This is a genomic window from Flavobacterium segetis, assembly GCF_900129575.1.
In the GTDB taxonomy this organism is placed as follows: domain Bacteria; phylum Bacteroidota; class Bacteroidia; order Flavobacteriales; family Flavobacteriaceae; genus Flavobacterium; species Flavobacterium segetis.
In genome coordinates this window covers 337,310-360,812 of record NZ_FQWE01000004.1, presented here as the reverse complement: position 1 = coordinate 360,812, position 23,503 = coordinate 337,310, and the positions used below count along the sequence as shown (strand labels likewise).

The 23,503-nt window shown below is 32.5% G+C and carries 21 protein-coding genes and 2 tRNA genes; 8 read left to right on the top strand and 15 right to left on the bottom strand.

Annotated elements, in window-relative coordinates:
* The first annotated feature begins 108 nt into the window (after positions 1 to 108).
* The 3 genes from BUA99_RS07975 (at position 109) to BUA99_RS07965 (ending at position 1,319) form a co-directional block, all read left to right on the top strand.
* Positions 109 to 184 (top strand) — tRNA-Gly (locus tag BUA99_RS07975).
* Positions 185 to 195: 11 nt separating this feature from the next.
* Positions 196 to 281: transfer RNA gene (locus BUA99_RS07970), tRNA-Leu, on the top strand.
* A 690-nt stretch (positions 282 to 971) separates the two neighbouring features.
* Positions 972 to 1,319, top strand: coding sequence for a DUF1508 domain-containing protein (locus BUA99_RS07965; RefSeq protein WP_072990536.1), 348 nt, complete (start codon positions 972 to 974; stop codon positions 1,317 to 1,319).
* A gap of 141 nt (positions 1,320 to 1,460) precedes the next feature.
* Here the strand turns inward: BUA99_RS07965 and BUA99_RS07960 are convergent, their stop codons facing one another.
* The 4 genes from BUA99_RS07960 to BUA99_RS07945 all read right to left on the bottom strand — a co-directional run bounded on the left by BUA99_RS07960 (position 1,461) and on the right by BUA99_RS07945 (position 5,724).
* Positions 1,461 to 1,658 carry a hypothetical protein gene (locus BUA99_RS07960; protein ID WP_072990533.1) on the bottom strand — a complete coding sequence of 66 codons (198 nt, stop codon included), beginning with the start codon at positions 1,656 to 1,658 and terminating at the stop codon, positions 1,461 to 1,463.
* Between the two features lie 208 nt (positions 1,659 to 1,866).
* Positions 1,867 to 4,026: a S46 family peptidase gene (locus BUA99_RS07955; RefSeq protein ID WP_143151729.1), complete on the bottom strand. Its 2,160-nt coding sequence runs from the start codon at positions 4,024 to 4,026 to the stop codon at positions 1,867 to 1,869.
* 23 nt (positions 4,027 to 4,049) lie between these two features.
* Positions 4,050 to 4,496: a GNAT family N-acetyltransferase gene (locus tag BUA99_RS07950; RefSeq protein WP_072990527.1), complete on the bottom strand. Its 447-nt coding sequence runs from the start codon at positions 4,494 to 4,496 to the stop codon at positions 4,050 to 4,052.
* Entirely contained in the window at positions 4,483 to 5,724 is a 1,242-nt protein-coding gene (locus BUA99_RS07945) for a 3-deoxy-D-manno-octulosonic acid transferase (protein WP_072990524.1), read from the bottom strand. Before BUA99_RS07945 ends, BUA99_RS07950 begins: the two co-directional genes overlap by 14 nt.
* A 214-nt stretch (positions 5,725 to 5,938) precedes the next feature.
* Here BUA99_RS07945 and BUA99_RS07940 point away from each other — a divergent pair, with 214 nt between their 5' ends.
* The 3 genes from BUA99_RS07940 (at position 5,939) to BUA99_RS15100 (ending at position 8,389) form a co-directional block, all read left to right on the top strand.
* Positions 5,939 to 7,069: a DegT/DnrJ/EryC1/StrS family aminotransferase gene (locus tag BUA99_RS07940; RefSeq protein WP_072990521.1), complete on the top strand. Its 1,131-nt coding sequence runs from the start codon at positions 5,939 to 5,941 to the stop codon at positions 7,067 to 7,069.
* A 30-nt stretch (positions 7,070 to 7,099) separates the two neighbouring features.
* Entirely contained in the window at positions 7,100 to 8,113 is a 1,014-nt protein-coding gene (gene galE / locus BUA99_RS07935; protein ID WP_072990518.1) for a UDP-glucose 4-epimerase GalE, read from the top strand.
* A 132-nt stretch (positions 8,114 to 8,245) separates the two neighbouring features.
* Positions 8,246 to 8,389 carry a hypothetical protein gene (locus BUA99_RS15100; protein WP_159430935.1) on the top strand — a complete coding sequence of 48 codons (144 nt, stop codon included), beginning with the start codon at positions 8,246 to 8,248 and terminating at the stop codon, positions 8,387 to 8,389.
* A 378-nt stretch (positions 8,390 to 8,767) separates the two neighbouring features.
* On the opposite strand, the gene fabD is transcribed toward BUA99_RS15100, so the two are convergent.
* Complete coding sequence (gene fabD, locus BUA99_RS07930) at positions 8,768 to 9,640, bottom strand: ACP S-malonyltransferase (protein ID WP_072990515.1); 873 nt, start codon at positions 9,638 to 9,640, stop codon at positions 8,768 to 8,770.
* A 236-nt stretch (positions 9,641 to 9,876) separates the two neighbouring features.
* Here fabD and BUA99_RS07925 point away from each other — a divergent pair, with 236 nt between their 5' ends.
* A complete protein-coding gene (locus tag BUA99_RS07925; RefSeq protein WP_072990512.1) occupies positions 9,877 to 11,520 on the top strand; it encodes a hypothetical protein in 1,644 nt (547 codons plus the stop codon).
* Between the two features lie 38 nt (positions 11,521 to 11,558).
* Here the strand turns inward: BUA99_RS07925 and BUA99_RS07920 are convergent, their stop codons facing one another.
* From BUA99_RS07920 to BUA99_RS07900, 5 genes are all read right to left on the bottom strand, one after another.
* Entirely contained in the window at positions 11,559 to 11,876 is a 318-nt protein-coding gene (locus BUA99_RS07920) for a DUF6370 family protein (protein ID WP_072990510.1), read from the bottom strand.
* Between the two features lie 3 nt (positions 11,877 to 11,879).
* Positions 11,880 to 13,040, bottom strand: a complete 1,161-nt coding sequence (gene purT, locus BUA99_RS07915; RefSeq protein ID WP_072990507.1) for a formate-dependent phosphoribosylglycinamide formyltransferase — start codon at positions 13,038 to 13,040, stop codon at positions 11,880 to 11,882.
* Between the two features lie 204 nt (positions 13,041 to 13,244).
* Positions 13,245 to 13,703 (bottom strand): ferritin-like domain-containing protein, encoded by a 459-nt coding sequence (locus tag BUA99_RS07910; RefSeq protein WP_072990504.1) that lies wholly within the window; start codon positions 13,701 to 13,703, stop codon positions 13,245 to 13,247.
* A gap of 252 nt (positions 13,704 to 13,955) precedes the next feature.
* A complete protein-coding gene (locus tag BUA99_RS07905; RefSeq protein ID WP_072990501.1) occupies positions 13,956 to 15,143 on the bottom strand; it encodes a pyridoxal phosphate-dependent aminotransferase in 1,188 nt (395 codons plus the stop codon).
* 57 nt (positions 15,144 to 15,200) lie between these two features.
* Positions 15,201 to 16,292, bottom strand: coding sequence for a fatty acid desaturase family protein (locus BUA99_RS07900; protein WP_072990498.1), 1,092 nt, complete (start codon positions 16,290 to 16,292; stop codon positions 15,201 to 15,203).
* Between the two features lie 105 nt (positions 16,293 to 16,397).
* On the opposite strand from BUA99_RS07900, the gene rsmG reads away from it, so the two are divergent.
* The gene (gene rsmG, locus BUA99_RS07895; RefSeq protein WP_072990495.1) at positions 16,398 to 17,027 is read left to right on the top strand and encodes a 16S rRNA (guanine(527)-N(7))-methyltransferase RsmG; all 630 of its coding nucleotides are present in this window, start codon (positions 16,398 to 16,400) and stop codon (positions 17,025 to 17,027) included.
* Positions 17,028 to 17,174: 147 nt separating this feature from the next.
* Here rsmG and pruA read toward each other — a convergent pair whose 3' ends face one another.
* The 5 genes from pruA to map form a co-directional block, all read right to left on the bottom strand.
* Complete coding sequence (pruA, locus tag BUA99_RS07890) at positions 17,175 to 18,803, bottom strand: L-glutamate gamma-semialdehyde dehydrogenase (protein WP_072990492.1); 1,629 nt, start codon at positions 18,801 to 18,803, stop codon at positions 17,175 to 17,177.
* 289 nt (positions 18,804 to 19,092) lie between these two features.
* The gene (gene apaG, locus BUA99_RS07885; protein WP_072990489.1) at positions 19,093 to 19,479 is read right to left on the bottom strand and encodes a Co2+/Mg2+ efflux protein ApaG; all 387 of its coding nucleotides are present in this window, start codon (positions 19,477 to 19,479) and stop codon (positions 19,093 to 19,095) included.
* 82 nt (positions 19,480 to 19,561) lie between these two features.
* Positions 19,562 to 20,815: a type IX secretion system plug protein gene (locus BUA99_RS07880; RefSeq protein ID WP_072990486.1), complete on the bottom strand. Its 1,254-nt coding sequence runs from the start codon at positions 20,813 to 20,815 to the stop codon at positions 19,562 to 19,564.
* Positions 20,816 to 21,468: 653 nt separating this feature from the next.
* Positions 21,469 to 22,233, bottom strand: a complete 765-nt coding sequence (locus tag BUA99_RS07875; protein ID WP_072990483.1) for a class I SAM-dependent methyltransferase — start codon at positions 22,231 to 22,233, stop codon at positions 21,469 to 21,471.
* A 424-nt stretch (positions 22,234 to 22,657) separates the two neighbouring features.
* Positions 22,658 to 23,476, bottom strand: a complete 819-nt coding sequence (gene map, locus BUA99_RS07865) for a type I methionyl aminopeptidase (RefSeq protein WP_072990480.1) — start codon at positions 23,474 to 23,476, stop codon at positions 22,658 to 22,660.
* Positions 23,477 to 23,503: the final 27 nt, after the last annotated feature.

Sequence of the window (23,503 nt, the reverse complement as noted above, 5' to 3'; positions counted from 1 at the left end):
GATATATCAAAAATTTTTAAAAAAAAGGCTTGTGTAATTCAATAAATGTCTTAAATTTGCCACCGCAATACAGAACAAGTATCGCGGTTCTTTTTAAGAATTGAAAATGCGAAAATAGCTCAGTTGGTAGAGCGCGACCTTGCCAAGGTCGAGGTCGCGGGTTCGAGCCCCGTTTTTCGCTCCACACCACATAATGCTCGGATGGTGAAATTGGTAGACACGCTGGACTTAAAATCCAGTGAACAGCAATGTTCGTGCGGGTTCAAGTCCCGCTCTGAGTACTAAAAAGCTTCAAACTATGTTTGGAGCTTTTTTTATTAAACAAACTTCAATGTATTTCATGTTTATGCTTTACGCTAAAAAATTAGACAGGCATTATGCTGGTACTAATGATAATGCATTGAAAATGCTGAATGCGTATAATTTTTGATTTTATTATAAATTATTCACTGTTGAATAAATTCTGTAGGATTTATGATTAAGTTTTGAATGTGAAACTAGTGCGCAAGCCTATTTGTTAGAACGTTTTTTAAAAAGAATGAAATCTAGAATTTTTTTTGAGAAAGTAGTGTATGATAAGAATATAATAGTAGATATTCGAAGAAAAATTTCATTAAAAACGGTTCTCGATACATTTTTTGCTCCGTTTTACTCCACAAAAAACACTCGAATTGACGTTTTGAATAATTACACCCAACGGGTTAAATCTATTTGTGTTTATGTATTGTTTATTATTCTACCTAGACCTTTTCTTTTTTAGACTGCAAAATAGCCTATAATAGGACGATTCTTGGAAAAACTTTTAATAATCCATTACGTTCATCTTACTATAATTTTTGTCTTAAATATCGAGTATTAACATTTACTAAACCGAAAATGTTAATGGGAATTGTATATTCGCAATTGACTTTGAAAAGTAGGGTTTTGGCAGTATAACCGATGGTTGTTTTTGTGTAATATTAAAATAGATTATGGGTGCTTTTGTAATTAGTAAAAGATTTAATGATGAATATAAATTTGTATTTACCTCTAGAAAAGGGAAGGTTGTGTTTACAAGCTTGAGTTATGAACTTAAGTTTGAATGTGAGGAGAATATTGAAAGATTTAAGCGAGAAATAAAAGCAGCTGATTTTTTAAAATTTAAATCTTCTACAGGGAAATATTTTTTTAAATTAATACTTGGAGGACATCACTTTGCCACAAGTAGAAAATATACTACCTCGTTGCGTTTACAAAAGGGTATTGATGAAATTGTAAAATATGGATGTATCTCGGAAATATTAGACTTCACTGATAATGACTGTATATTTATAGATTAGATTTAAACTGAAATAAAAAAGGGAGTTTTTTGAATATTCAAAACACTCCCTTTTTTATTAATTTACTTAATTGTAAAACCATAGATATAAAAAAAGCCACCTCGCTAAGCGGATGGCTTGATTTTTTTCTGTAATTAAAAATTACTGAGCTGGAGTAGCTTCTGGAGTTACAGCAGTTGTGTCAGTAGTAGTAACTGTAGAATCAACAACTACAGCAGTAGTATCAGTGATTACAGCAGTAGTATCTACAGTAGTTTCTTCAGCTGCAGCGTCAGCTTTTTTACATGATACAACAGTTAAAACAGCAACGAAAGCTAAACTTAAAAATACTTTTTTCATCTTAATTTAATATAAAGGTTAATTATTAATTCGTCGCAAAGATATAAATTTTTTAATATGTAAAATATTTTTTTATTTTATTTTTGAATTTTTTTTACTCTTCGTCAATGGACTCAAAAATATCAATTGTTACACAAAGAAATACTCTAGTTAGATATTTATAACGTCCCATCAACTTCTCGCTGATTCAGGGCTTTTATTACTCTAATTATTTGTTTTTTACTGCTTTATTTTTCTTTGGGTGAACCAGTTTTAATTCACTTATTAGGTTTTGAGCCCCTGCATATTTGTCCATAATAAATAAAACATAGCGAATATCGACCATAATATTTCTACAAATACTAGGATCATAGTAGATATCACTCATAGTTCCTTCCCAAACGCGATCAAAATTTAATCCAACTAAATTTCCATAAGCATCTATTGCTGGACTTCCAGAGTTGCCTCCCGTAGTGTGATTTGTTCCAATAAAGCAAACAGGCATCTTACCATTTTCACCATAAGGTCCATAATCTTTAGCGTTGTATAAATCAATTAATTTTGCTGGAACATCAAATTCGTAATCTCCTGGAACGTACTTCTCCATAACACCGTCTAAATACGTTACTGGAGTGTAAACAGTAGCATCTTTTGGTTCATAGCCTTTCACTTTACCATAAGTTACTCGCAGGGTGCTATTAGCATCTGGGAATATTCTACTATTTTTATTAAGCTCTAATTGTGCCTTCATGTAAGTGCGTTGAAGCGCTGTAATGTTAAGATTAATTTCGTCATATTTCGGAGCGATTTCCTTTGTGTAAATTTCTCCTAATTCTTTAACTAGTTTAAATCCAGGATCACTATTTAAATTGGAAATTACTGTTTTCGCATCTCCCGAAAGTAGCTGTTTTAAACTACTATAATCTTTCAGTTTTGATTTACTATAAATTTCTTCGGCCAACTTTTTAGTGTTTACATTCATTAAACTCTGTGGCAGAAATTGTTTAGCTGATTTCGTGGCATACAACTCTAGTAATTGCTCAAAAACCTTTTCATCAACTGAAGCATTAAAGTTTTTATAGAAGTCTGCTAAACCAGTAACTAAATTATTTTTTCTGTCATTAAAAGCTTGTTCACCTCTAGTGTTATAAACTTGCTCTAACTGATACAATTTATATCCTGTACTCAGCATTTCAGTATTACGTAGTACAATTTCCATAAAATAATCTCTTGCAACTGCGTATGGTGCAATTGCAGTGTAGTTTTTATCAAAATCAGCTAATAACGTTCCATACTCTTTTTCTTTTCCTGCTTTTATAATGTTTAGCTGAAAATTTTTTTCAGCTTCTCTTTTTACAGCTACAGCATTAGATTTCTTGAGCCCTTGTGTTTCGCCAATCCATTTTTTCCAATAGTTCGCAATACTTGCATATTTTGAAGCGTATTGAATCTTAATTGCATTATCTTTTCGCATAAACCCATCAGTTACTTTTAAAGCTTTATCTCTGATTTCAATTTTAGCTGGATTTAGTTCATTTATAATTTGCTCGATAGCAACTGCTGGTAAATATTCATTTGTTTTTCCTGGATAACCAAAAACGAGAGAGAAATCATCTTCAGCTATACCGTCAAGTGAAATCGGTAAAAAGTGTTTTGGTGTATAAGGAACATTATCTTTAGAGTATTTTGCTGGATGATTGTTTTTGTCAGCATAAATTCTGAATAAGGAAAAATCTCCCGTGTGACGCGGCCAAACCCAATTGTCAGTATCGGAACCAAATTTTCCAATTGATGTAGGTGGAGCACCTACTAATCGAACATCAGTGAATGTTTCAGTTACAAACAGCATGTATTGGTTTCCTTCATAAAAAGTTCGAATCTTGTTTTCTTGCCAATTTTCTTTAGCTAAAGAAGCGCTTAAACTGGAAATGTTTTCTTGTATCTTTTTCTGCTTTTCAGTTTCATTTATAAGTACTTCGGTTCCATTTAAAACTGCTGCAGTTACATCTTCAATCTTTATTATAAAAGTGACAGTTAAACCTTCATTAGGTAACTCTTCTTCCATTTTGTAAGCCCAAAAACCATTAGTAAGATAGTCGTTTTCAACTGTCGAATGGGATTGAATTTGGGAATACCCGCAATGATGATTGGTTAGAATCAAGCCTTTGGGAGAAATCACTTCTGAGGTGCAACCACCATTAAAATGTGGAACTGCATCTTTAATACTCGAGTTATTTACATCATAAATTTCTTTAACAGACATTTTCATGCCTAGATTTTTCATTTCTGTTTCATTCATTCCTTTTAATAGAGAAGGAATCCACATTCCGCCTTGTTGCGCTTGTGTTTGAATGACGAATAATAATAGGAATAATTTTAAAAATTTCATGTTTATGTATTTAGTTTGTAATTTTAGTTGATTTTGCGCGCCATTAATTTCCGATTATGTAATTCAAAACCGCTGGCAATATACAATTTTTGTGCGTTTTCATTGTGATTTTCTATTTCTAAATAAATCAATTTCAACGATAATTTTTTACTCTCCGCTAAAATAAATGCTAGGACTTTACTCCCAATTCCTTTTCCTCTATATTTTTTACTTACAAATAATTCGTCTAAAAAAGCTATCCTCCCTTGATATTCGAAACTAAAAATAAAAGTTAATATTACGTATCCTACGATTTCATCATCGAGAGCTATTAGCCAAGACTTCCCTAGATTTTCATTAGAAATAAACGCTCTCCATAAAGCTTTAGAAACGTCAACATCAATAGGGTAATTATCAATTGCATAAAACTCTTGCATCATGAATACTATTGAGTCAATATCAGTAATTACTACAGGCTTAAATTGTATCATTTAAAATGTGTTTTAAAATAATTGAAGTAGCTCCTTTGTTCATTTGCACAAAAGTGTGACAAATATGTCCTTTTTCATGTCTAATATCTTCGTTATGAATTAAATTAGAAAAGGCTTCTTTTAATTCTTTTTCGTTTCTTGTCACGACACAACCTTCTAAATTTACTAATGCTGTTGCTTCTGCAAAATGGGAATAATTAGGTCCAATAATTATAGGAATACCAAAAGTTGCGGGTTCTAATAAATTATGTACACCAGGATTTCCAAATCCGCCACCTACATAAGCAATGTCGGCGTAACTATAAATTTTTGTCAGAATTCCTATTGTATCAATTATAAAAACATCAAAGTCAGCACAATTTCTTTGGTTTTTTTCTGAAAATAAAATTGTTTTTTTGGAGATGCTTTTCTGCAATTCTTTAATTTGTTCCTCTTTTATGTTGTGTGGTGCAATTATAAACTTAAGATTAATAGGATTCGAATTTATAAAATCGACAAGTAATTTTTCATCTTTTGGCCAAGAACTCCCAACCACAACAAGAAGCTCATTATTTTTAAATTGAGAAACAAAATCTAAAGTATTATCTTTTTCTAAAATGTTTACAACACGATCAAATCTTGTGTCGCCAGAAACCGAGACATTGTTTTTGCCAAGTTGCTGCAAAAGTTTTTTCGAATTTTCGTTTTGAACAAAAAAATAGGTGAATGTCTCTAATGCTTTTCGATAAAACCCACCGTACCATTTAAAAAATAGTTGATTGTCTCTTAGAATCCCCGATATTAAATAGGTTTTAATATTTTGGTTTTTAAGTTCGGCTAAGTAATTGAGCCAGTATTCATACTTGATAAAAAACACTAATTCAGGATGAACGAATTTTAAAAATTCTTGCGCATTTTTCTTAGTGTCTAGTGGTAAATAAACCGTTACATCTGCAATCGTATTGTTTTTGCGAACTTCAAAACCTGATGGAGAAAAAAAAGTAAGCACAATCTTATGAGTAGGAAATTGTTTTTTAATTGCTTCGATGACAGGTAAACCTTGTTCATATTCGCCCAAGGAAGCCGCATGAAACCAAATTGTAGCGTCAGTAGACTTTATATTTTGTTCTAGTATCTGAAAAACATCTTTTCGCCCATCAATAAATAACTTCATTTTTGGACTAAAATGAGAGATCGTTTTTAATAAAAAACCAGCAAATTGAACCGCTAAATTATAGAGAAAAAGCATTAATTATATTTTTTTGCTAAAATACGTTTTCTTTATTTTAATTTCTTGTCAACAAATTTTTAATTTTATCGCACAAAGATTGTTGCTCTTAATAAGAATAGTTCTTTTTTGATATTTGTGCGTTGGTTCGAACTTAATTAATAACTATTTTTGTTCATCGTTTTAAGGAAATGTCTGCACGAATAGACTTTTCTAATTTTAAACAAAAAAATAGATGAAAAAAATCCAAATGGTTGACTTAAAGAGTCAATATTATAAAATTAAAGACACCGTTAATAATTCTATTCAAGAAGTTTTAGAAACTAATACTTATATTAATGGGCCACAAGTGCATCAATTTCAAAAAGCTTTAGAGCAATATCTAGATGTAAAACATGTGATACCTTGTGCAAATGGAACTGATGCGTTGCAAATTGCAATGATGGGTCTTGATTTAAAACCTGGTGATGAGGTGATTACCGCTGACTTTACTTTTGCAGCAACCGTTGAAGTCATTGCATTATTACAATTAACACCAGTTTTAGTAGATGTTGATCTTTATAATATGAACATCTCAATAGAAGGAATTAGAAAAGCAATTACACCAAAAACAAAAGCCATTGTGCCGGTTCATTTATTTGGCCGTGCTGCTAATATGGAAGCGATTATGGCTATTGCTAAAGAATATAATTTGTATGTTATTGAAGATAATGCACAGGCAATAGGTGCAAATTGTAAATTTTCTGATGGAACTAAGAAAAAAGCGGGAACGATAGGTCATGTGGGAGCTACTTCATTTTTTCCATCTAAAAATTTAGGATGTTATGGAGATGGAGGTGCTATTTTTACAAATGATGATGCTTTAGCGCACAAACTGCGCGGGATTGTAAATCATGGAATGTACGAACGCTACCATCACGATGTAGTAGGTGTTAATTCCCGTTTAGATAGTATTCAAGCAGCAGTTTTAAATGCTAAATTACCTTTGCTTGATTTATATGGAAAAGCAAGGCAAGATGCGGCTAGAAAATATTCAATTGCCTTAGATGGACATAAAAATATAATTGCACCTTTTATTTGTGATATTTGCGATTGTCATGTTTTTCACCAATATACGCTGCGTATTATAGCAGCAGATAGAAATGGGTTAATGCAACATTTATTGGATAAAGGAATTCCTTGTGCTATTTATTATCCAATTCCTCTGCATTCCCAAAAGGCCTATAAAGATGCTAGATACAAGGAAGAAGATTTTCCAATAACTAATCAATTAGTAACCGAGGTACTCTCACTACCGATGCACACGGAATTGGATGATGAACAAATTAAATATATAACAGATAGTATTTTAGAATTTTTAAAATAGTAACGTTTGTTGTAAAAACAGTAGATAAGGATGAAAGTATTAGTTACGGGTGGTTTGGGTTTTATAGGATCACACACGGTGGTAGAATTGCAAAATGAAGGATTTGAAGTGATTATCATTGATAATTTATCTAATACGTCCTTAAGCGTTTTAGACGGAATCAAAAATATCACTGGTAAAGTCGCACAATTTGAAAATTTAGACTTGCGAGAAAAAGAGCAAGTACAAGATTTTTTTAAAAGACATCAAGACATTTCAGGTGTGATTCATTTTGCAGCTTCAAAAGCAGTAGGAGAAAGTGTTGAAAATCCGCTTTTGTATTATGAGAATAACGTCAATGCTTTAGTGTACATCTTGCAACAATTACAACAGAAATCAGAGGCTAATTTCATTTTTAGTTCTTCTTGTACTGTGTATGGTCAAGCTGGAAAAATGCCAATAACAGAAGATGCTGCGTTGCAGCAAGCACTTTCACCTTATGGAAATACCAAAGCAATAGGGGAGGAAATTATCTCCGATACTGCAAAGGTGACTAATATCAATGCAATCTTGCTTCGGTATTTTAATCCTATTGGATCTCATCCGTCCGCCGAAATAGGAGAATTACCTCTTGGTATTCCGCAAAACCTTGTGCCTTTTATTACTCAAACAGGTTTTGGTTTACGAAAAGAATTATCTGTTTACGGTGATGATTATCCAACTCCAGATGGAACAGCGGTTCGTGATTATATTCATGTCGTTGATTTGGCGAAAGCTCATGTAATAGCATTACAAAGATTGCTGAATAAAAAAAATAAGTCAAACGTAGAAACTTTTAATTTAGGGACTGGTACCGGAAGTTCTGTATTAGAAGTGATTCATTCGTTTGAGAAAGTAAGTGGAAAAAAATTGCCATATAAAATTGTAGGTCGTAGAGAGGGAGATATTACTTCGGCTTACGCCAATACTGATCAGGCAAATAATATTCTTGGTTGGAAAGCACAATCTACGCTTGATGAAGCAATGGCAAGCGCCTGGAAATGGGAACAGAAGATTAGAGGTTAAATAATTGAAGGTGTATTTAATGAGAATCCCAAAGTATCAAAATGGTAGTTTGGGATTTTTAGTTTAAATTAGTTTCACTAATACATTCATTAGGAACGACAAAAATCAAATACAAACAAAGCTGAGGAGTCATTGTCAGCTTACAAAAACATTATAAAGCAAAATGGTATTGGAGAAAATATTGATTTTGATAAGGAGTTCGCAAAAGGTTTAACAGTAGAACAAGCAAATGCTGAAATGCATAAGAAAATAAATTTATGGAATTGGGAAAAGTAATTTTTTCCGATTTATTAAATAGTCGATTTCAAGAGTTGGTTTTTATTTAATTCCACAAAAAATATTTTAGCTATTAAAGTAATGCTATAGATTATTTAGATAAAATTTATGATTTTGTTAGTAAAGATAGCTACACATTTCCTCATCATAATACATTAGTAAGACTTCCGAATTTAGGCGAAAATCACACTTTCTACAACTCCAATAAACGAACCACTTGGTAGGTTTTTTTTGAAAAGTAGGGCGATGATTATTTGATTATAGGAATTTTGAATAATCATTGTGAAGAAAAAAACGATTTATAATTACAAAATCCTCATAAAAATCTATTTATGAGGATTTTGTAATTATAAAAATAGTGATCAGTGAACACTAATTTCAAGCATTTGCAGTCGCTGCTTCTTTATCAATCTTACCAATTAATCCAGCCAAAACTTTTCCGGGACCAACTTCAGTAAATAATGTAGCTCCGTCAGCAATCATTTGTTGTACTGATTGCGTCCATTTCACAGGAGCGGTCAATTGTATTATTAAGTTTTTCTTAATTTCATCTGGTGATGAAACTGCATTAGCAGTGACGTTTTGATACACAGGACACTTAGGATTAGAGAAAGTAGTCGCTTCAATAGCAGCTGCTAATTCTTCTCTAGCTGGTTCCATCATTGGTGAGTGAAATGCGCCGCCTACAGGTAATAGCAAAGCTCTCTTTGCTCCCGCTGCTTTCATAGCTTCACATGCTTTTTCTACTGCTGATGTTTCTCCAGAAATAACTAATTGCCCGGGACAATTATAATTTGCCGCAACAACAACGCCATCAATTGAAGCACAAACTTCTTCAACTATATTGTCTGCTAATCCTAAAACGGCAGCCATAGTCGATGGTGCGATTTCACAAGCCTTTTGCATTGCTAGCGCTCTCTGGGCAACTAATTTTAGACCATCTTCAAATGATAATGTACCATTTGCAACTAATGCCGAAAATTCTCCTAACGAATGACCTGCTACCATTTCTGGTTTGAAATTTTCTAATGTTTTTGCTAAAATAACCGAATGTAAAAATACTGCTGGTTGCGTTACTTTAGTTTCTTTTAATTCTTCTGCAGTACCGTTAAACATTACATCCGTAATACGGAAACCTAATATTTCGTTTGCTTTTTCAAACAATTCTTTTGCCAATGGTGAATTTTCATATAGATCTTTGCCCATTCCTGTGAATTGTGCACCCTGACCTGGAAATACGTATGCTTTCATTTATGTTGAATTTATTTTAGTAAATTATTTATATTGAACGATTATTATTTTTAGACTTCAAAAAAAAATCAATTGTAAAACTACTATTTTTTAAGGAATTTGTCGCAATCTGATTTACTTTGGTCGTAAAATAGTGAGTAGAAATTATAATTATTAAACTAGCTTTACTATTATTGAGTTTATTTCTCCTGTAACATATTGCCAATTTTTATACTAATTTAGTAAAAAATTAAATCATGAAAAAAATATTGTCCATTACAGCACTTCTTGTAGTTACTTTATTACTGTTTTACATCAATTTACCAGTTCTAAATTACGGTTTTACGGGATTTGCTTTTATAATGATAATAGTACTAATCATTGCGGTGGTACTATCTGCAGGGATTTCTGTTTCACAGAAAACCAATCAGGTAAAGCTAGCTAAGATGCCAAGTAAGCTTTTATATGTTTCAATAGCGATATTGTTAGTCTATTGTGTTTTACTTCCTTTTTTTACTAGCTTAAAAATGTTTAGAAGTGATTCTTATCAAAAATTAATTGGAGAAGTAAAAAACGGTCAAAAAATAACCAATCACATCGCTCCAATTTCGATAGATAAAATACGAGTGGTTGATGAAGAGCTTGCTTATCTTTTAGGAGAAAAAATATTAGGATCACAACCCGCTCTTGGAAGTCAAGTAGAGTTGGGTGATTTTTGCATTCAAAAAGTGGGAAGTGAACTCTATTGGGTCGCTCCTTTATTACATTCAGGATTTTTAAAATGGTTTAATAATAAAGAAGGAACGGCAGGATATGTAATGGTTTCTGCAACTAATGAGCGTGATGTTAAATTAGTACAGCAAGTGAGTGGAAAAGAAATTAAGATAAAATATCAACCTAACGCTTATTTTGGTAGTGAAATTCATCGTCATGTCTATTTTAATGGAAACGCAACAGTAGGTTTAACTGATTTTAGTTTTGAGATTGATGACGCTGGAAATCCATTTTGGGTAATTACGAAATATGAAAAAACGATTGGTTTTGCAGGAAAAGAAGCGACTGGAATTATTCTAGTTGATGCACAATCAGGATCCATGTCTGAATATACTATTGCAAAAACACCACTATGGGTTGATAGAATTCAGCCTTTAGATATTATAGAAGATCAGTTAAATGACTGGGGAGAATATGTTCGTGGGTATTGGAATTTTTCCAATGCAGACAAACTTCAAATTACGGAAGGGTTGACATTAGTTTATGGAAAAGATAATAAATCGTATTGGTATACTGGCTTAACATCGGTAGGAAAAGACGAGTCAGCGGTAGGTTTCGTACTTGTGGATACAAGAACTAAAGAAGCTACTTTTTACAAGCAAAGTGGCGCTACAGAATATGCTGCACAAAGTTCAGCACAAGGGAAAGTTCAAGAAAAAGGGTATAGAGCTTCGCTGCCTATTCCATACAACATAAATAATATTCCGGCTTATGTAATGACGCTGAAAGACGATGGAGGATTAGTAAAAATGTTTGCTATGGTTGATATTTCTGATTATACTATTGTTGGAGTGGGGAATACCATGCGAGAAACGTTGACTTCTTTCAAGAATGTTTATAATATGGCCGATAATAAAATAAATCCGAATTCGGTTTCCAATAGAAAAGTGGTAAAATCAGTGGTAACTCGAATCCAAAATGATGTTAAAAATGGGAATAGTTTTTACTATTTTAAAGTAAAAGATTATCCGAATATATTTGTGGGTTCTTCTCAAATATCAAATCAATTGCCTGTAACGATTATTGGAGATAGCATCTCTGTTTCTTTCGACTTAGATCTAGAAGAAGTTATTGACATTTCGACTTTCGAAAATATAAATTTAAAAAGCAGTTTAAAAGCGAAGTAATTATTAAATTGGCTTGCAGTATTTTTTGCAAGCCAAATTTATTTGTTTGGCAATAATTTGAAAGAAGCGACTACAAATCGATCTTTGACAATAGTTCCTACGACTTCAGCTTTTCTTATTTTAGAGCAAAAACCATCAACTGCATGTGCATCGCCGTGAGAATCAATTGATGTTCCATCTACAAAATAAGATTTTCCTTCAATGCGAACTGCTAATTCACAGCCGTGACCTTCCATTCCAAATTGGCATTGCCCACACGAAGTTTCAACGATTTGAGTTTTTAATGTTTGTTTTTTATCTTGAGCAAAGCCTAGATTTAAGGTAAGAAAAAGTACAAGTAATAATTGATATTTCATAATTTATTGTTTTACACTAATTAACTTTGCAGCCTCAACTGCTCGTTCAACTATAGCTTCTATGGGAGTTTCTAATGAGTCATAAGTCAAAGCTATACCCATTCTTCTAAACGGCCTGGATGTTGGTTTACCAAAAATCCTAAAGTCGGCTTTTGATAAAGCAGCTATTTTTTCTAAACCAGAGTAGGATGGATTTGCAGAATTTTCTGTAGCTAAAATTACAGCGCTAGCTCCTGCTTTTTCTAATGTGATTTCCGAAATCGGCAAACTTAATATCGCGCGTAAATGTAACTCAAACTCATTAAAATTTTGTGTTCGTGCTAAAGTTACCATACCGGTATCGTGAGGTCTTGGCGAAAGCTCCGAGAAGTACACGCCATCATCAGCTAAAAAAAATTCCACACCAAAAAGTCCTGCACCACCTAGAGCTTCGGTAACTTTTTCGGCCATATCTTGCGCTTCGTACAAATCTTTGTCAGAAATTCTAGCTGGTTGCCAGCTTTCCATATAATCACCGCGCTCTTGTCTGTGACCAATGGGTGCGCAAAATAATGTTGGATTATTATTTTGTACAACTGTCAAAAGAGTAATCTCTGAATTGAATTTGACAAATGCCTCAACAATTACTTCCACGACATCACCACGTGAGCCTTCCACGGCATAATTCCATGCTTTTTCAATATCATCTGCAGTTTTTATAGTTGTTTGCCCTTTTCCAGAAGAACTCATTAAAGGTTTTACTACGCATGGCATTCCCACCGCTTCAACTCCTTTTTGTAGTTCCGCAGCAGATGTAGCGTAACGATAATGAGCTGTTTTTAATCCTAATTGTTTAGAGGCTAAATCCCTAATCGCTTTCCTATTCATCGTAAAGTTGGCCGCTTTTGCCGATGGGACTACAGTAATACCTTGTTTTTCGTATTCATAAAAGCGTTCGGTGCGTATCGCTTCAATTTCAGGGACAATAAAATCAGGCTTATGTTTTGCAACAATTTTGTCTAGCGCTTCGCCATCAAGCATATTAATGACTTCAAAACCATGAGCTACTTGCATGGCTGGTGCATTTTCGTAACTATCAACTGCAATTATTGTTTGACCGATGCGTTGCGCCGCAATTGTAAATTCTTTGCCTAATTCGCCTGATCCCAGAAGGAGTATTTTCATAATTTAAAAATCTTGATTGGAATGTAAAAATAGAAAAATGTATTTTTATGACCGCAGAAATTAAAATCAATTTTCTCATTAAATTAATATTGTTCAATTTTGATTTAATTAATAAAACATAAATATTCATTTGTAGCATAAAAAGAAAAATCCATCTAATTCTAAGAATTAAATGGATTTATAAACAAAAAACAAAAAATCTAATTAAGACATCTTATGTGCTTTAATTTTATGTAAAGTACTTTCAATGCTGCTTAATTGTTTCGATAAAATAGTAATTTGATTAGATTGTAACTCTTCTTTTTTGAGTGCCATTTTATATTTCTCGATTGCTGCTTCTTCACCTGTTATACAAGCATTGATAATTGCTTCAGTATCGCCACCAGTAAAAGTTGATTTAATATCGATCCAAGTACGGTGTAATGCTCCAAATGCTCCTCCGCCAGATTCATCAGTAGATTTTCCTAATCTATTGATTTCATCCTGTATTTCAACTATAAAAAGGGAGCGTTCTCTTGCATAATCAAAAAAATTAGCTTTCATAGCTTCGTTTTCAACATGTTCAGCTGCATTAGTATATCCTAATTTCCCATCTTCGAGGATTGAAATTAATCCTTCTAATGTGCTCACTATTTCTTTTGCTTTTTCATCTGTATGTAACATAGTCTATAGTTTTATTAATTAACGTATGTTACAAAGTTGCTGCTTAAAGCTTTAAGTTATGTTATATAATTATTTAGATTGTTTATAATATTATATAGCTTAAATGATTGCATATTTCTATTCATGAGATTTAATTCAAAATAATTATAAAAATAAATCGTACCTAAGCAAAGATTTCTGGAATTAAATGTTTGAACAAATAAAAAAGCCTCAAGATTACCTTGAGGCTGTAAATTATTTTTTAAAACTATTTTACGATAAAGCTTTTTTGATTCGGCTTAGTGCTTCTTTTAATATTTCTTCACTTGTAGCATAAGAAAAACGAATACAGTCAGGATTACCAAAAGCGTCACCGGTAACAGTGGCAACATTAGCTTCACCTAAAAGATACATAGAAAGATCATTTGCATCTTTTATGAAAGTTCCTCTCAATGTTTTTCCAAAATAAGATGAGATATCTGGAAAAACATAAAATGCACCTTCTGGAACATTGATTTTTATTCCTGGAATCTCTTTCAACAACGCCACTACTAAATCTCTTCGACTATGAAAAGCATCAACCATGTGTTTTAAAACGCTTGGATCAGCGTCAACAGCAGTAATTGTGGCGCGTTGTGCAATACTATTAGCTCCGCTCGTTACCTGTCCTTGAATTTTAGTACATGCCTTTGCTATAAATTCTGGTGCACCGATATATCCAATTCTCCAGCCTGTCATAGCAAAAGCTTTAGCAACTCCATTTACTGTAATTGTTTTTTCTAGCATTCCTGGAATTGAGGCGATACTGCAAAAAGTCCCAGAAAAGTTAATGTGTTCATAAATTTCATCTGCAACCACATAAACATGAGGATATTTTTCTAACACTGCTGCTAGAGCCGTTAGTTCTTCTCTATTATAAACTGTTCCACTAGGATTGCAGGGAGAACTAAACCACATCATTTTTGTTTTTGGCGTGATCGCAGCCTCTAATTGTTCTGGTGTAATTTTAAAATCATTTTCAACTGATGTAGGCACTACTATAGGGTTACCACCTGATAGTTTTACGATTTCAAAATAAGAAACCCAATATGGTGCTGGCAAAATCACTTCGTCACCATCATTCAACATCACTTGAGCAATATTATACAAGGACTGTTTTGCTCCTGTCGAAACTACTATTTGAGAAGGTTTATACTCTAAATTATTATCTCTTTTAAATTTTCTACATATTGCTTCCTTCAATTCCATGTAACCTTCCACCGGAGAATAAGTACTGTAGTTTTCATCGATGGCTTTTTTAGCAGCTTCTTTTATAAAGTCAGGCGTATTAAAATCAGGTTCGCCTAAACTTAAACTGATGATATCTTTACCTTCTGCTTTTAATTCTCTGGCTAAAGCTGCCATTGCTAACGTTTGCGAAGTAGATAGATTATTTATTCTGTCTGAAAGTGGATTGCTCATTAAAAAAGTGTTGCTTGCCCTAAATTTTAAATAGGGAGGTTAATAATAGTTGTATGGTTATAATGCTGGTTTCATGCCCAATTCTTTCAAGTGTTTGAAATGTGCAATAACGGCACCACGCATGGTCTTATATTCGTAGTAAGGCAAATTACATTCCTGAGCCGTTTCTTTTACGATTTTGGCAATCTTACCGTAATGAATGTGACTGATGTTAGGGAAAATATGGTGTTCAATTTGATGATTTAATCCACCGGTATACCAATTTACAATCGCATTTTTAGGAGCAAAATTAGTAGTGGTGAATAATTGGTGAATGGCCCAAGTATTATCCATTTCTCCTAACTCATTTGGAGAAGGGTTTGTAGTTTCTTCAACAACATGTGCTAGTTGGAACACAACACTTAAAATTAAACCTGCTGTGTAGTGCATTACAAAGAAGCCAATTAAAACTTTCCACCAAGTGATTCCTATAACGATAGGCAAAACAATCCAAATTGAAACATAAATTATTTTTGTGATAATTAAAGTAGTCCAAAGCACTTTTGGACTTTTTGCCTCACCATATGATAATTTTCTTTTTAAATAATTACGCATTTGCTTAAAGTCGGTTGTTATTGCCCAATTGAACGTTAACAAACCGTATAGAAACACAGAATAATATTGTTGGAAACGATGAAAATTATACCATTTCGCATCTTTTGTAAATCGTATTACGCGGCCAGCATCAAGGTCCTCATCATGTCCAGGAATGTTTGTGTAAGTATGATGTAAAACATTATGCTGCACCTGCCAGTTGTGGACATTTCCAGCAAGAACGTAAATCGTTCCTCCCATAAATTTGTTAACCCAGCTTTTATTAGAGTAAGATCCATGATTTCCGTCATGCATAACGTTCATTCCAACGCCTGCCATACCTATTCCCATAACAATTGTTAAAAGTAGATGCGCCCAAAATGGCATACCTAGTGTTAGAATTATGAAATAGGGTGCGAGAAAAATAGAAAACAAAATAATTGTTTTTAGATATAATTTCCAGTTACCTGTTTTTTGAATATTATTTTCCTTGAAGTAATTGTTAACCCGCGAGTTAAGAGTTCTAAAGAACTTCAAGTTGTCTTGCTTTGCAAATGTTGGAGCGTTATTATTCATAGGATTTTAATAAAGTTCAAAGGTAATTATTATAATTTTTTTGATATACAAAATTGAGATAAATATTTTAACTGTAAAGTATTACTTTTGTTAAAAAAATAAGAGATGGACGAAATTCTTAAGTATTTTCCTAATTTAACTGATATTCAGAAACAACAGTTTGAAAAACTAGATTTTTTATACCATGATTGGAATGAGAAAATCAATGTTATTTCGAGAAAAGATATAGATGCCCTATATACGAAGCACATTTTGCATTCATTGGGAATTGCTAAAATTATTAAATTTGAACCTGGAACGTACGTTTTAGATGTAGGTACCGGAGGAGGCTTTCCGGGAATACCATTAGCGATTTTATTTCCTGAAACTCGTTTTCACTTAATTGATATTATTGCAAAAAAAATAAAAGTGGTTCAGGCTGTGGCCGAAGGATTGGAACTGAAAAACATAAAAGCAGAGCAACTACGTGCAGAAAACGTAAAAGGTGATTTTGATTTTATTGTAAGTCGTGCGGTTACGAACATGCCTGATTTTGTTTCTTGGGTAAAGACTAAAATCAAGAAAAACAACAAACACGAACTTAAAAACGGAATTCTATACTTAAAAGGTGGTGATTTAACTGAGGAATTGAAAGACTTTCCTAAAGCAACGGAGTATAATTTAGCTGATTTCTTTGAAGATGAGTTTTTTGAAACTAAGAAAGTGGTTCATTTACCTTTGAAGTTTGTGGTTTAATAAGTCGTAAAGTTGAAAGTCATAAAGTCGAAAGAAGAGCCAAGGAAATAACTTAAAGTAAAAAGCCGAATCTAATTAGTTAGATTCGGCTTTTTATACTTGTATAGTGCTTGAAGACTTTCGACTTTCAAACTTTAAGATAATTAATTACTCTCCTAAAAACGGATATCTATAATCTGTTGGGGTTACAAAAGTTTCTTTGATAGTTCTTGCTGACGTCCAACGAAGCAAATTTTGCATAGAACCCGCTTTATCATTTGTTCCTGATCCTCTTGCTCCACCAAAGGGTTGCATTCCTACAACTGCTCCTGTTGGTTTGTCATTGATATAAAAGTTACCTGCAGCATTTTGTAGTGCTATTGTAGCTTCTTCAATTGCGTAACGATCTTGACTGAAAACTGCTCCTGTTAGAGCATATTCAGAAGTAGTATCCACTAATTCTAAAGTCTCAGCCCATTTAGCATCTTCGTACACATAAATAGTTACCACAGGTCCGAATAATTCGGTTTCCATTGTAGTGTATTTGGGATTTGTAGTTAAGATAACTGTTGGTTCAATGAAATATCCTTTAGATTTATCATAGTTTCCACCAATGATTACTTCAGCATCAGTGTCTTTTTTAGCTTGATCAATAAAACGAGCTAATTTGTCAAATGAAGCTTCAGAAATTACAGCAGTAATAAAGTTACTCATCTCTTCTGGAGAACCCATTTTCATTGATTTTAAATCAGCTTCTAACTCACTTTTGATAGCTGGCCACAAACTTTGTGGAACATATACGCGAGAGGCTGCACTACATTTTTGACCTTGATACTCAAAAGCACCACGAGCGATTCCTGTTGAAACTTGTTTTGAGTTTGCAGATGGATGAGCAATAATAAAATCCTTACCTCCAGTTTCCCCTACGATTCTTGGGTATGTTTTATATTTGCTGATATTAGTCCCAATTTTTGCCCAGATATCATTAAAAACTCCAGTTGAACCTGTAAAGTGAACGCCAGCAAAATCACGACTATTTAATAATGTTTCAGTCACCATTGCTGAATCACCCATTACCATGTTGATTACACCATTAGGTAGGCCTGCTTCTTTAAAGATTTGCATTAATAAATTAGCTGAATATACTTGAGTTGCAGCTGGTTTCCACACTACTACATTACCCATTAAAGCCGCACTTGCTGGCAAGTTGCCCGCAATAGCTGTAAAGTTAAAGGGAGTAATTGCATAAACAAAACCTTCAAGAGGTCTATATTCTATACGATTCCACATGTCTGAATTTGACTTTGGTTGTTCGCTGTATATTTGGGTCATGTATTGTACATTGAAACGCAAAAAGTCAATCAATTCACAAGAAGCATCAATTTCAGCTTGGTAAATTGTCTTTGATTGCGCAATCATAGTTGCTGCGTTAATTTTAGCTCTGTAAGGTCCAGCTATTAATTCAGCTGCTTTTAGGAAAATAGCTGCGCGTTGTTCCCAAGCCATTTTAGCCCAATTTGTTCTTGCTGATAATGCAGTTGTGATCGCATTTTCTATATGTGATTTTTCAGCTAAATGATATGTTCCCACAATATGTAAGTGATCGTGAGGCGCTGACATTGTTTTCGTATTTCCAGTTCTAATTTCTTCGTTGCCAATATAAAGAGGAACGTCAATTTTAGCATTCCACATTTCTGTGTAAGCTGCAAGTACAGCTGCTCTTTCGGGCGAATTAGGGGCGTAGCTTTTTACAGGCTCGTTTACTGCGTTTGGTACGTGAAAAAATCCTTTTAACATATTTATATACTTATAAGATTAAAAAAAATGAGTGGTGTGTTTTTAAATAAAAAACAAAAGTACGAAGGTTTATTTAAAGAAAATACATTTCGTTACCATAACTACTCCTGAATCTTATAGATAGTCATGTTATAAACCTGATAGAAATAAAAAGTATTTTGTGCACTACTCATATTTTTTCTTTTAAGGTAAGACCCACGAAAGAAGCTCTTGTTTTTTACCAAAAAAAATGAGGGCACAAAACTTGAAATTTTCAGAAGCGTACGGAGTAGGAATTGCTCTATAAAATTTAATTTAGAGCAAATGGAGCACAAAGCCTGAATGATGGTACAATCACTTTGAAGTTTCTTGTTGAAGTAAAATTAATCATCTTAAAATGACCTTTCATGGCACCGTAAGGAGATGACAATAAACATCCAGAACTATATGTGTGCAATTCTCCTGGTTTTAAAACTGGTTTCTTTCCTATAACGCCTTCGCCATCAACAATTTCTATTTGATTTAGAGAGTCAAAAATTTCCCAATGTCTAGAAATAAGTTGCACTGAATCCTTACTATGATTTTCGATTGTAATTTGGTAACTAAAAGCAAAATGAATCTTGTAGTTCTTGAAGTAAGTACCTTCAAAACTAGTTAATACCGATATTTTTATACCTCTTGTTATTTGAGAAACCATAATAGAATATTGAATTAGTGATTGCTAACGTCAAAATTACAAAAAATTGATATTGATTCGCTCGATTTCCAAAAAGAATTTGTTAGTTGATTGTATTTGTAGAATTGGCGTTGCCTTTTCCAACTATTCGATCATAGCGATCAATTCCCTCACGATAATATATTAGTATGGTATAATTATTTTCGGTTTGGTAAAAATTTCCATCAATAGCATCTTCATAATCGATGTTTCCTTTGTTATCAGCAATTGTATATTGAAAATTTGTAAAACCTTGCTTTATTAAAATAGCCTTTTCATATATTGCTTTTTTTGGATTATAATCCATTTTATATTCTGGAGTTAAATTATAATTGTTAAACATTCCAGTCACATAAATATCCTTGTCTTGTCTAAATGTGGGTGCAGAAAGTGAGAAGTAAATCCAAGCATAGTCTGCTTCAATCTCGCTGTTAATAGAGTTTATATTTTGAACTAAAAAATTACCATTTATATCTTGTGTAAACGAGTAAGGAAAATTTCTTCTTGCTTCGCTAGTAAATAAATGTGCACCGTAAATAGGAGTATTTGAATCGATTTTTGCCACATTATTAGTAGCTGCTCTAATGTCTTTATTTTCGAAATACAAAAATTCATTTCCAGCCCAAAATTGAGTTTCTGCGTCATATCGATATATTAAGTCATTGCCGATGGTGTATTGAGGGATTATGTTTTTAATGGCGGTATTTAATTGATCGTTTTGTAATAAGAGGACTTTTATATTTTTTAACGGGTTTTGAAATGTAATATTAGTAGATCGAACTGTAAAATCTAAATTATGTTTCATTTCAATTGTATTGATATTTCGCGCTCTTTTAACTTGAATTGGAACCGAAACTAAATCTTCAAATAAAATGAACTTTCTAGTAAATACTATCTCTTTATTTTCGTCTAAAATTTTAATTTTATAATTTCCGCTGAGCTTTAAAAACTTTGTAAACTGGTTTGGTATTGCTAATTTATAGTGTGAATAAATTTGTAATGCATTGAAGGAATTAGTGTAATCTTGTATTCTTTGGTTATCAAAACCTTCTAAGTATTCGATCTTGGGTATAGGAGTTGGATTCCAGTTGTAATCGCAGTGAATAATTTCGTAGTAATAATTTGCTTCATTCCCAAACAGGTCATCAAACTGCAACTGAAATCCTTCACCTAATTTAAAAATTGGAACGACGTTTTGATCGTTTTGAACAAATGAGATTGTTTTGATGTTGTACGGGGGTGCAATTTCTTTTTCTGCTTGAGCAAATAAAGTTAATGAAAATAATAGTGAAGAAAGAAAAGCGCTAACCTTTTTCATGTAACAGATTTTTTAAAAGTAAAGATACAAATAAAAGATACTTTACTTTATTACCTATTTATATCTATTTGATAAATCATAAATCCTAGATAAAACTTATTCAAAATATGATATATTATAGTAACTAATGTTTTTTCTTAAAACGGCAAGATAATTATATTCTTTATTGCCATCTATTTTCAATGATTTATACCTACAAATAATCGTTCACCAAAAGAGAATCTTATAAGAATTACTTTTATTTTTAATTCTTATTTAATTCGTTTCCTTAATAAATTAAATACATCTACTTCATTCTTCTGTGCTATTTAATTTCTGCTATTGAAATTCTTTTAAATTTAAAAATGGCATATTTAGTTTTACAATTTTAAAAATTGTAGTAATTCAAGTTTGTTATGCGATAAATATTGATTTTAAATAGCTAAACTTAATAATATTTCTACCGCTATATTTTTCTTCAGTTTGTTTTTGTATCATTTCTTATCAATAGGAGAGCGTAGGATAAAATGTATTTCAGTATACTAATACTACTATCTTAAAAAAAGGCAAACATTTTAAATATGCTAAAATTCGTTAAATAATTAAAAAATAGAATGCTACAAATCATGAATAAAGTTTGGAAACATGAATTATTAATAAAATGGAGATAACGATTATTTAAAACAAACCGGTATTATTTCTCCTTTTGCTAAACAATATTTTTCTACTAATTCCGGTGCTATTTTAGTGGTGTAATCTTCTTCAATAACTTTAAAGCCAATGCTTCGTAGTTTGTCAAAATAATCAAGTCCATAAATACGCACGTGATCATATTGTCCAAAAATCTTAGCGCGTTCTTTTTGATCAGTAATAGAATCATCTGCAAAAGTTGTGGCTCTTTTTAAATCTTGCGGAATTTGTAAAATAGCCATTCCGCCGGGTTTTAAAACCCGATATAATTCCTGCATGGCTTTAGTATCATCAGGAATATGTTCTAAAACGTGATTACAAAGAATTATGTCATATTGATTATCCTCAAAAGGTAAATTGCAAATATCAGCTTTTACATCTGCCAGAGGCGAAAATAAATCAGTCGTAGTATAATCTAAGTTCTTCTGATTTCTAAATAGTTTATAAAAAGCCTGCTCTGGGGCAAAATGGAGTACTTTTTTTGGTGCTGTAAAAAAATCAGTTTGTTCATTTAAATAAAGCCATAATAAACGATGTCTTTCTAACGAAAGGGTACTTGGGGAAAGCACATTGTTTCGCTGTGTTTCATATCCGTATGGCAACATAGATTTAAAGCTTTTTCCATCAATAGGATCAGTAAACTTAGTTCCTTTTAACGAAAACGCAATTATAGGTCTTGCCGCATAACTTAAACGAATAAGTAATGGTCGAGGGATGGTGTTAAGAATTAATTTGAATAGGGATTTCATAGGGTAGGTTTTAAAGACGAATTGCACGAATAATTTATTATAAAATGGCTTTTACAAATTTCAACTTATAGAATAATTCGTTTGTGTTTCAGGCTATCTTCGCCAAAATTGACCAACAATCCCAACGTATTTTTGGATAATCCTAAATAATGTAGTGTTTGTTTGATGTCACTGACTCTATATGAGATTTTATGTTTTTTTTTCTATTTTAAACAGAATTTAATTTATTTTTAATTCATATTCTAGGGCATCTTTATAAACTAAATCACATTGACTTTAAGCAAAAATAGTATAGACTTCCATACAAATACGAATGATTTTATAGCAATCCTTTTTTAAATAGAGAGCAATCATACTGAACTGTTATTTTTGAAGTTATTAATCTGGCAAAATTGGTGCTAATTAACGAAAATCTTGTTTTATTTTAAATAACTAAAGCCACTTTTCTGAATTCATCTTCTTCAGCGCTAATTATCCCTAATGCTTTGTATACATAGGCAAATGTGGATAAAATTTCAGGTTTACCATCAATGATAGCAACGTCATGCTCAAAGTGTGCGCTTGGTTTACCATCAGCAGTTGTAATAGTCCAGCCGTCTTTGTGCTGTTTTATATTTCTTGTACCTAAATTGATCATAGGCTCTATGGCAACAACCATTCCCTCCACAAAAAGTTTTCCTCTTCCTTTTTTACCATAATTTGGCATTTCAGGATCTTCATGCATTTGTTTTCCTACTCCGTGACCTACTAATTCACGTACAACTCCATAACCATGAGCTTCAGTATATTTTTGGATTGCATTTCCTACGTCTTCTACGCGGTTACCAATCTTAAATTCCCGAATTCCCACATATAATGATTCTTTTGTAACTTGTAATAATTTCTTAGTTTCGGCACTGACCTCTCCAATCTCGAATGAATATGCATGATCTCCGTGATAACCATTTTTATAAGCGCCACAATCTACTGAAATTACGTCACCGCTTTCTAAAGGTTTGTCATTGGGAATTCCATGCACTACTTGTGCATTTGGACTCATACAAAGCGAATTTGGAAATCCGTATAAACCTAAAAAACTGGGAACCGCTCCATGATCTCTAATAAATTCTTCGGCTAATTTGTCTAAGTATAAAGTGGTAACTCCTTCTTTTATTTCAGAGGCAATCATGCCTAACGTTTTGGAGACAATCAATGCACTTTCGCGCATTAATTCTATTTCTTCTCGTGATTTTACAACAATCATAATTTTGAATTTTCAGTTTGCAAAAGT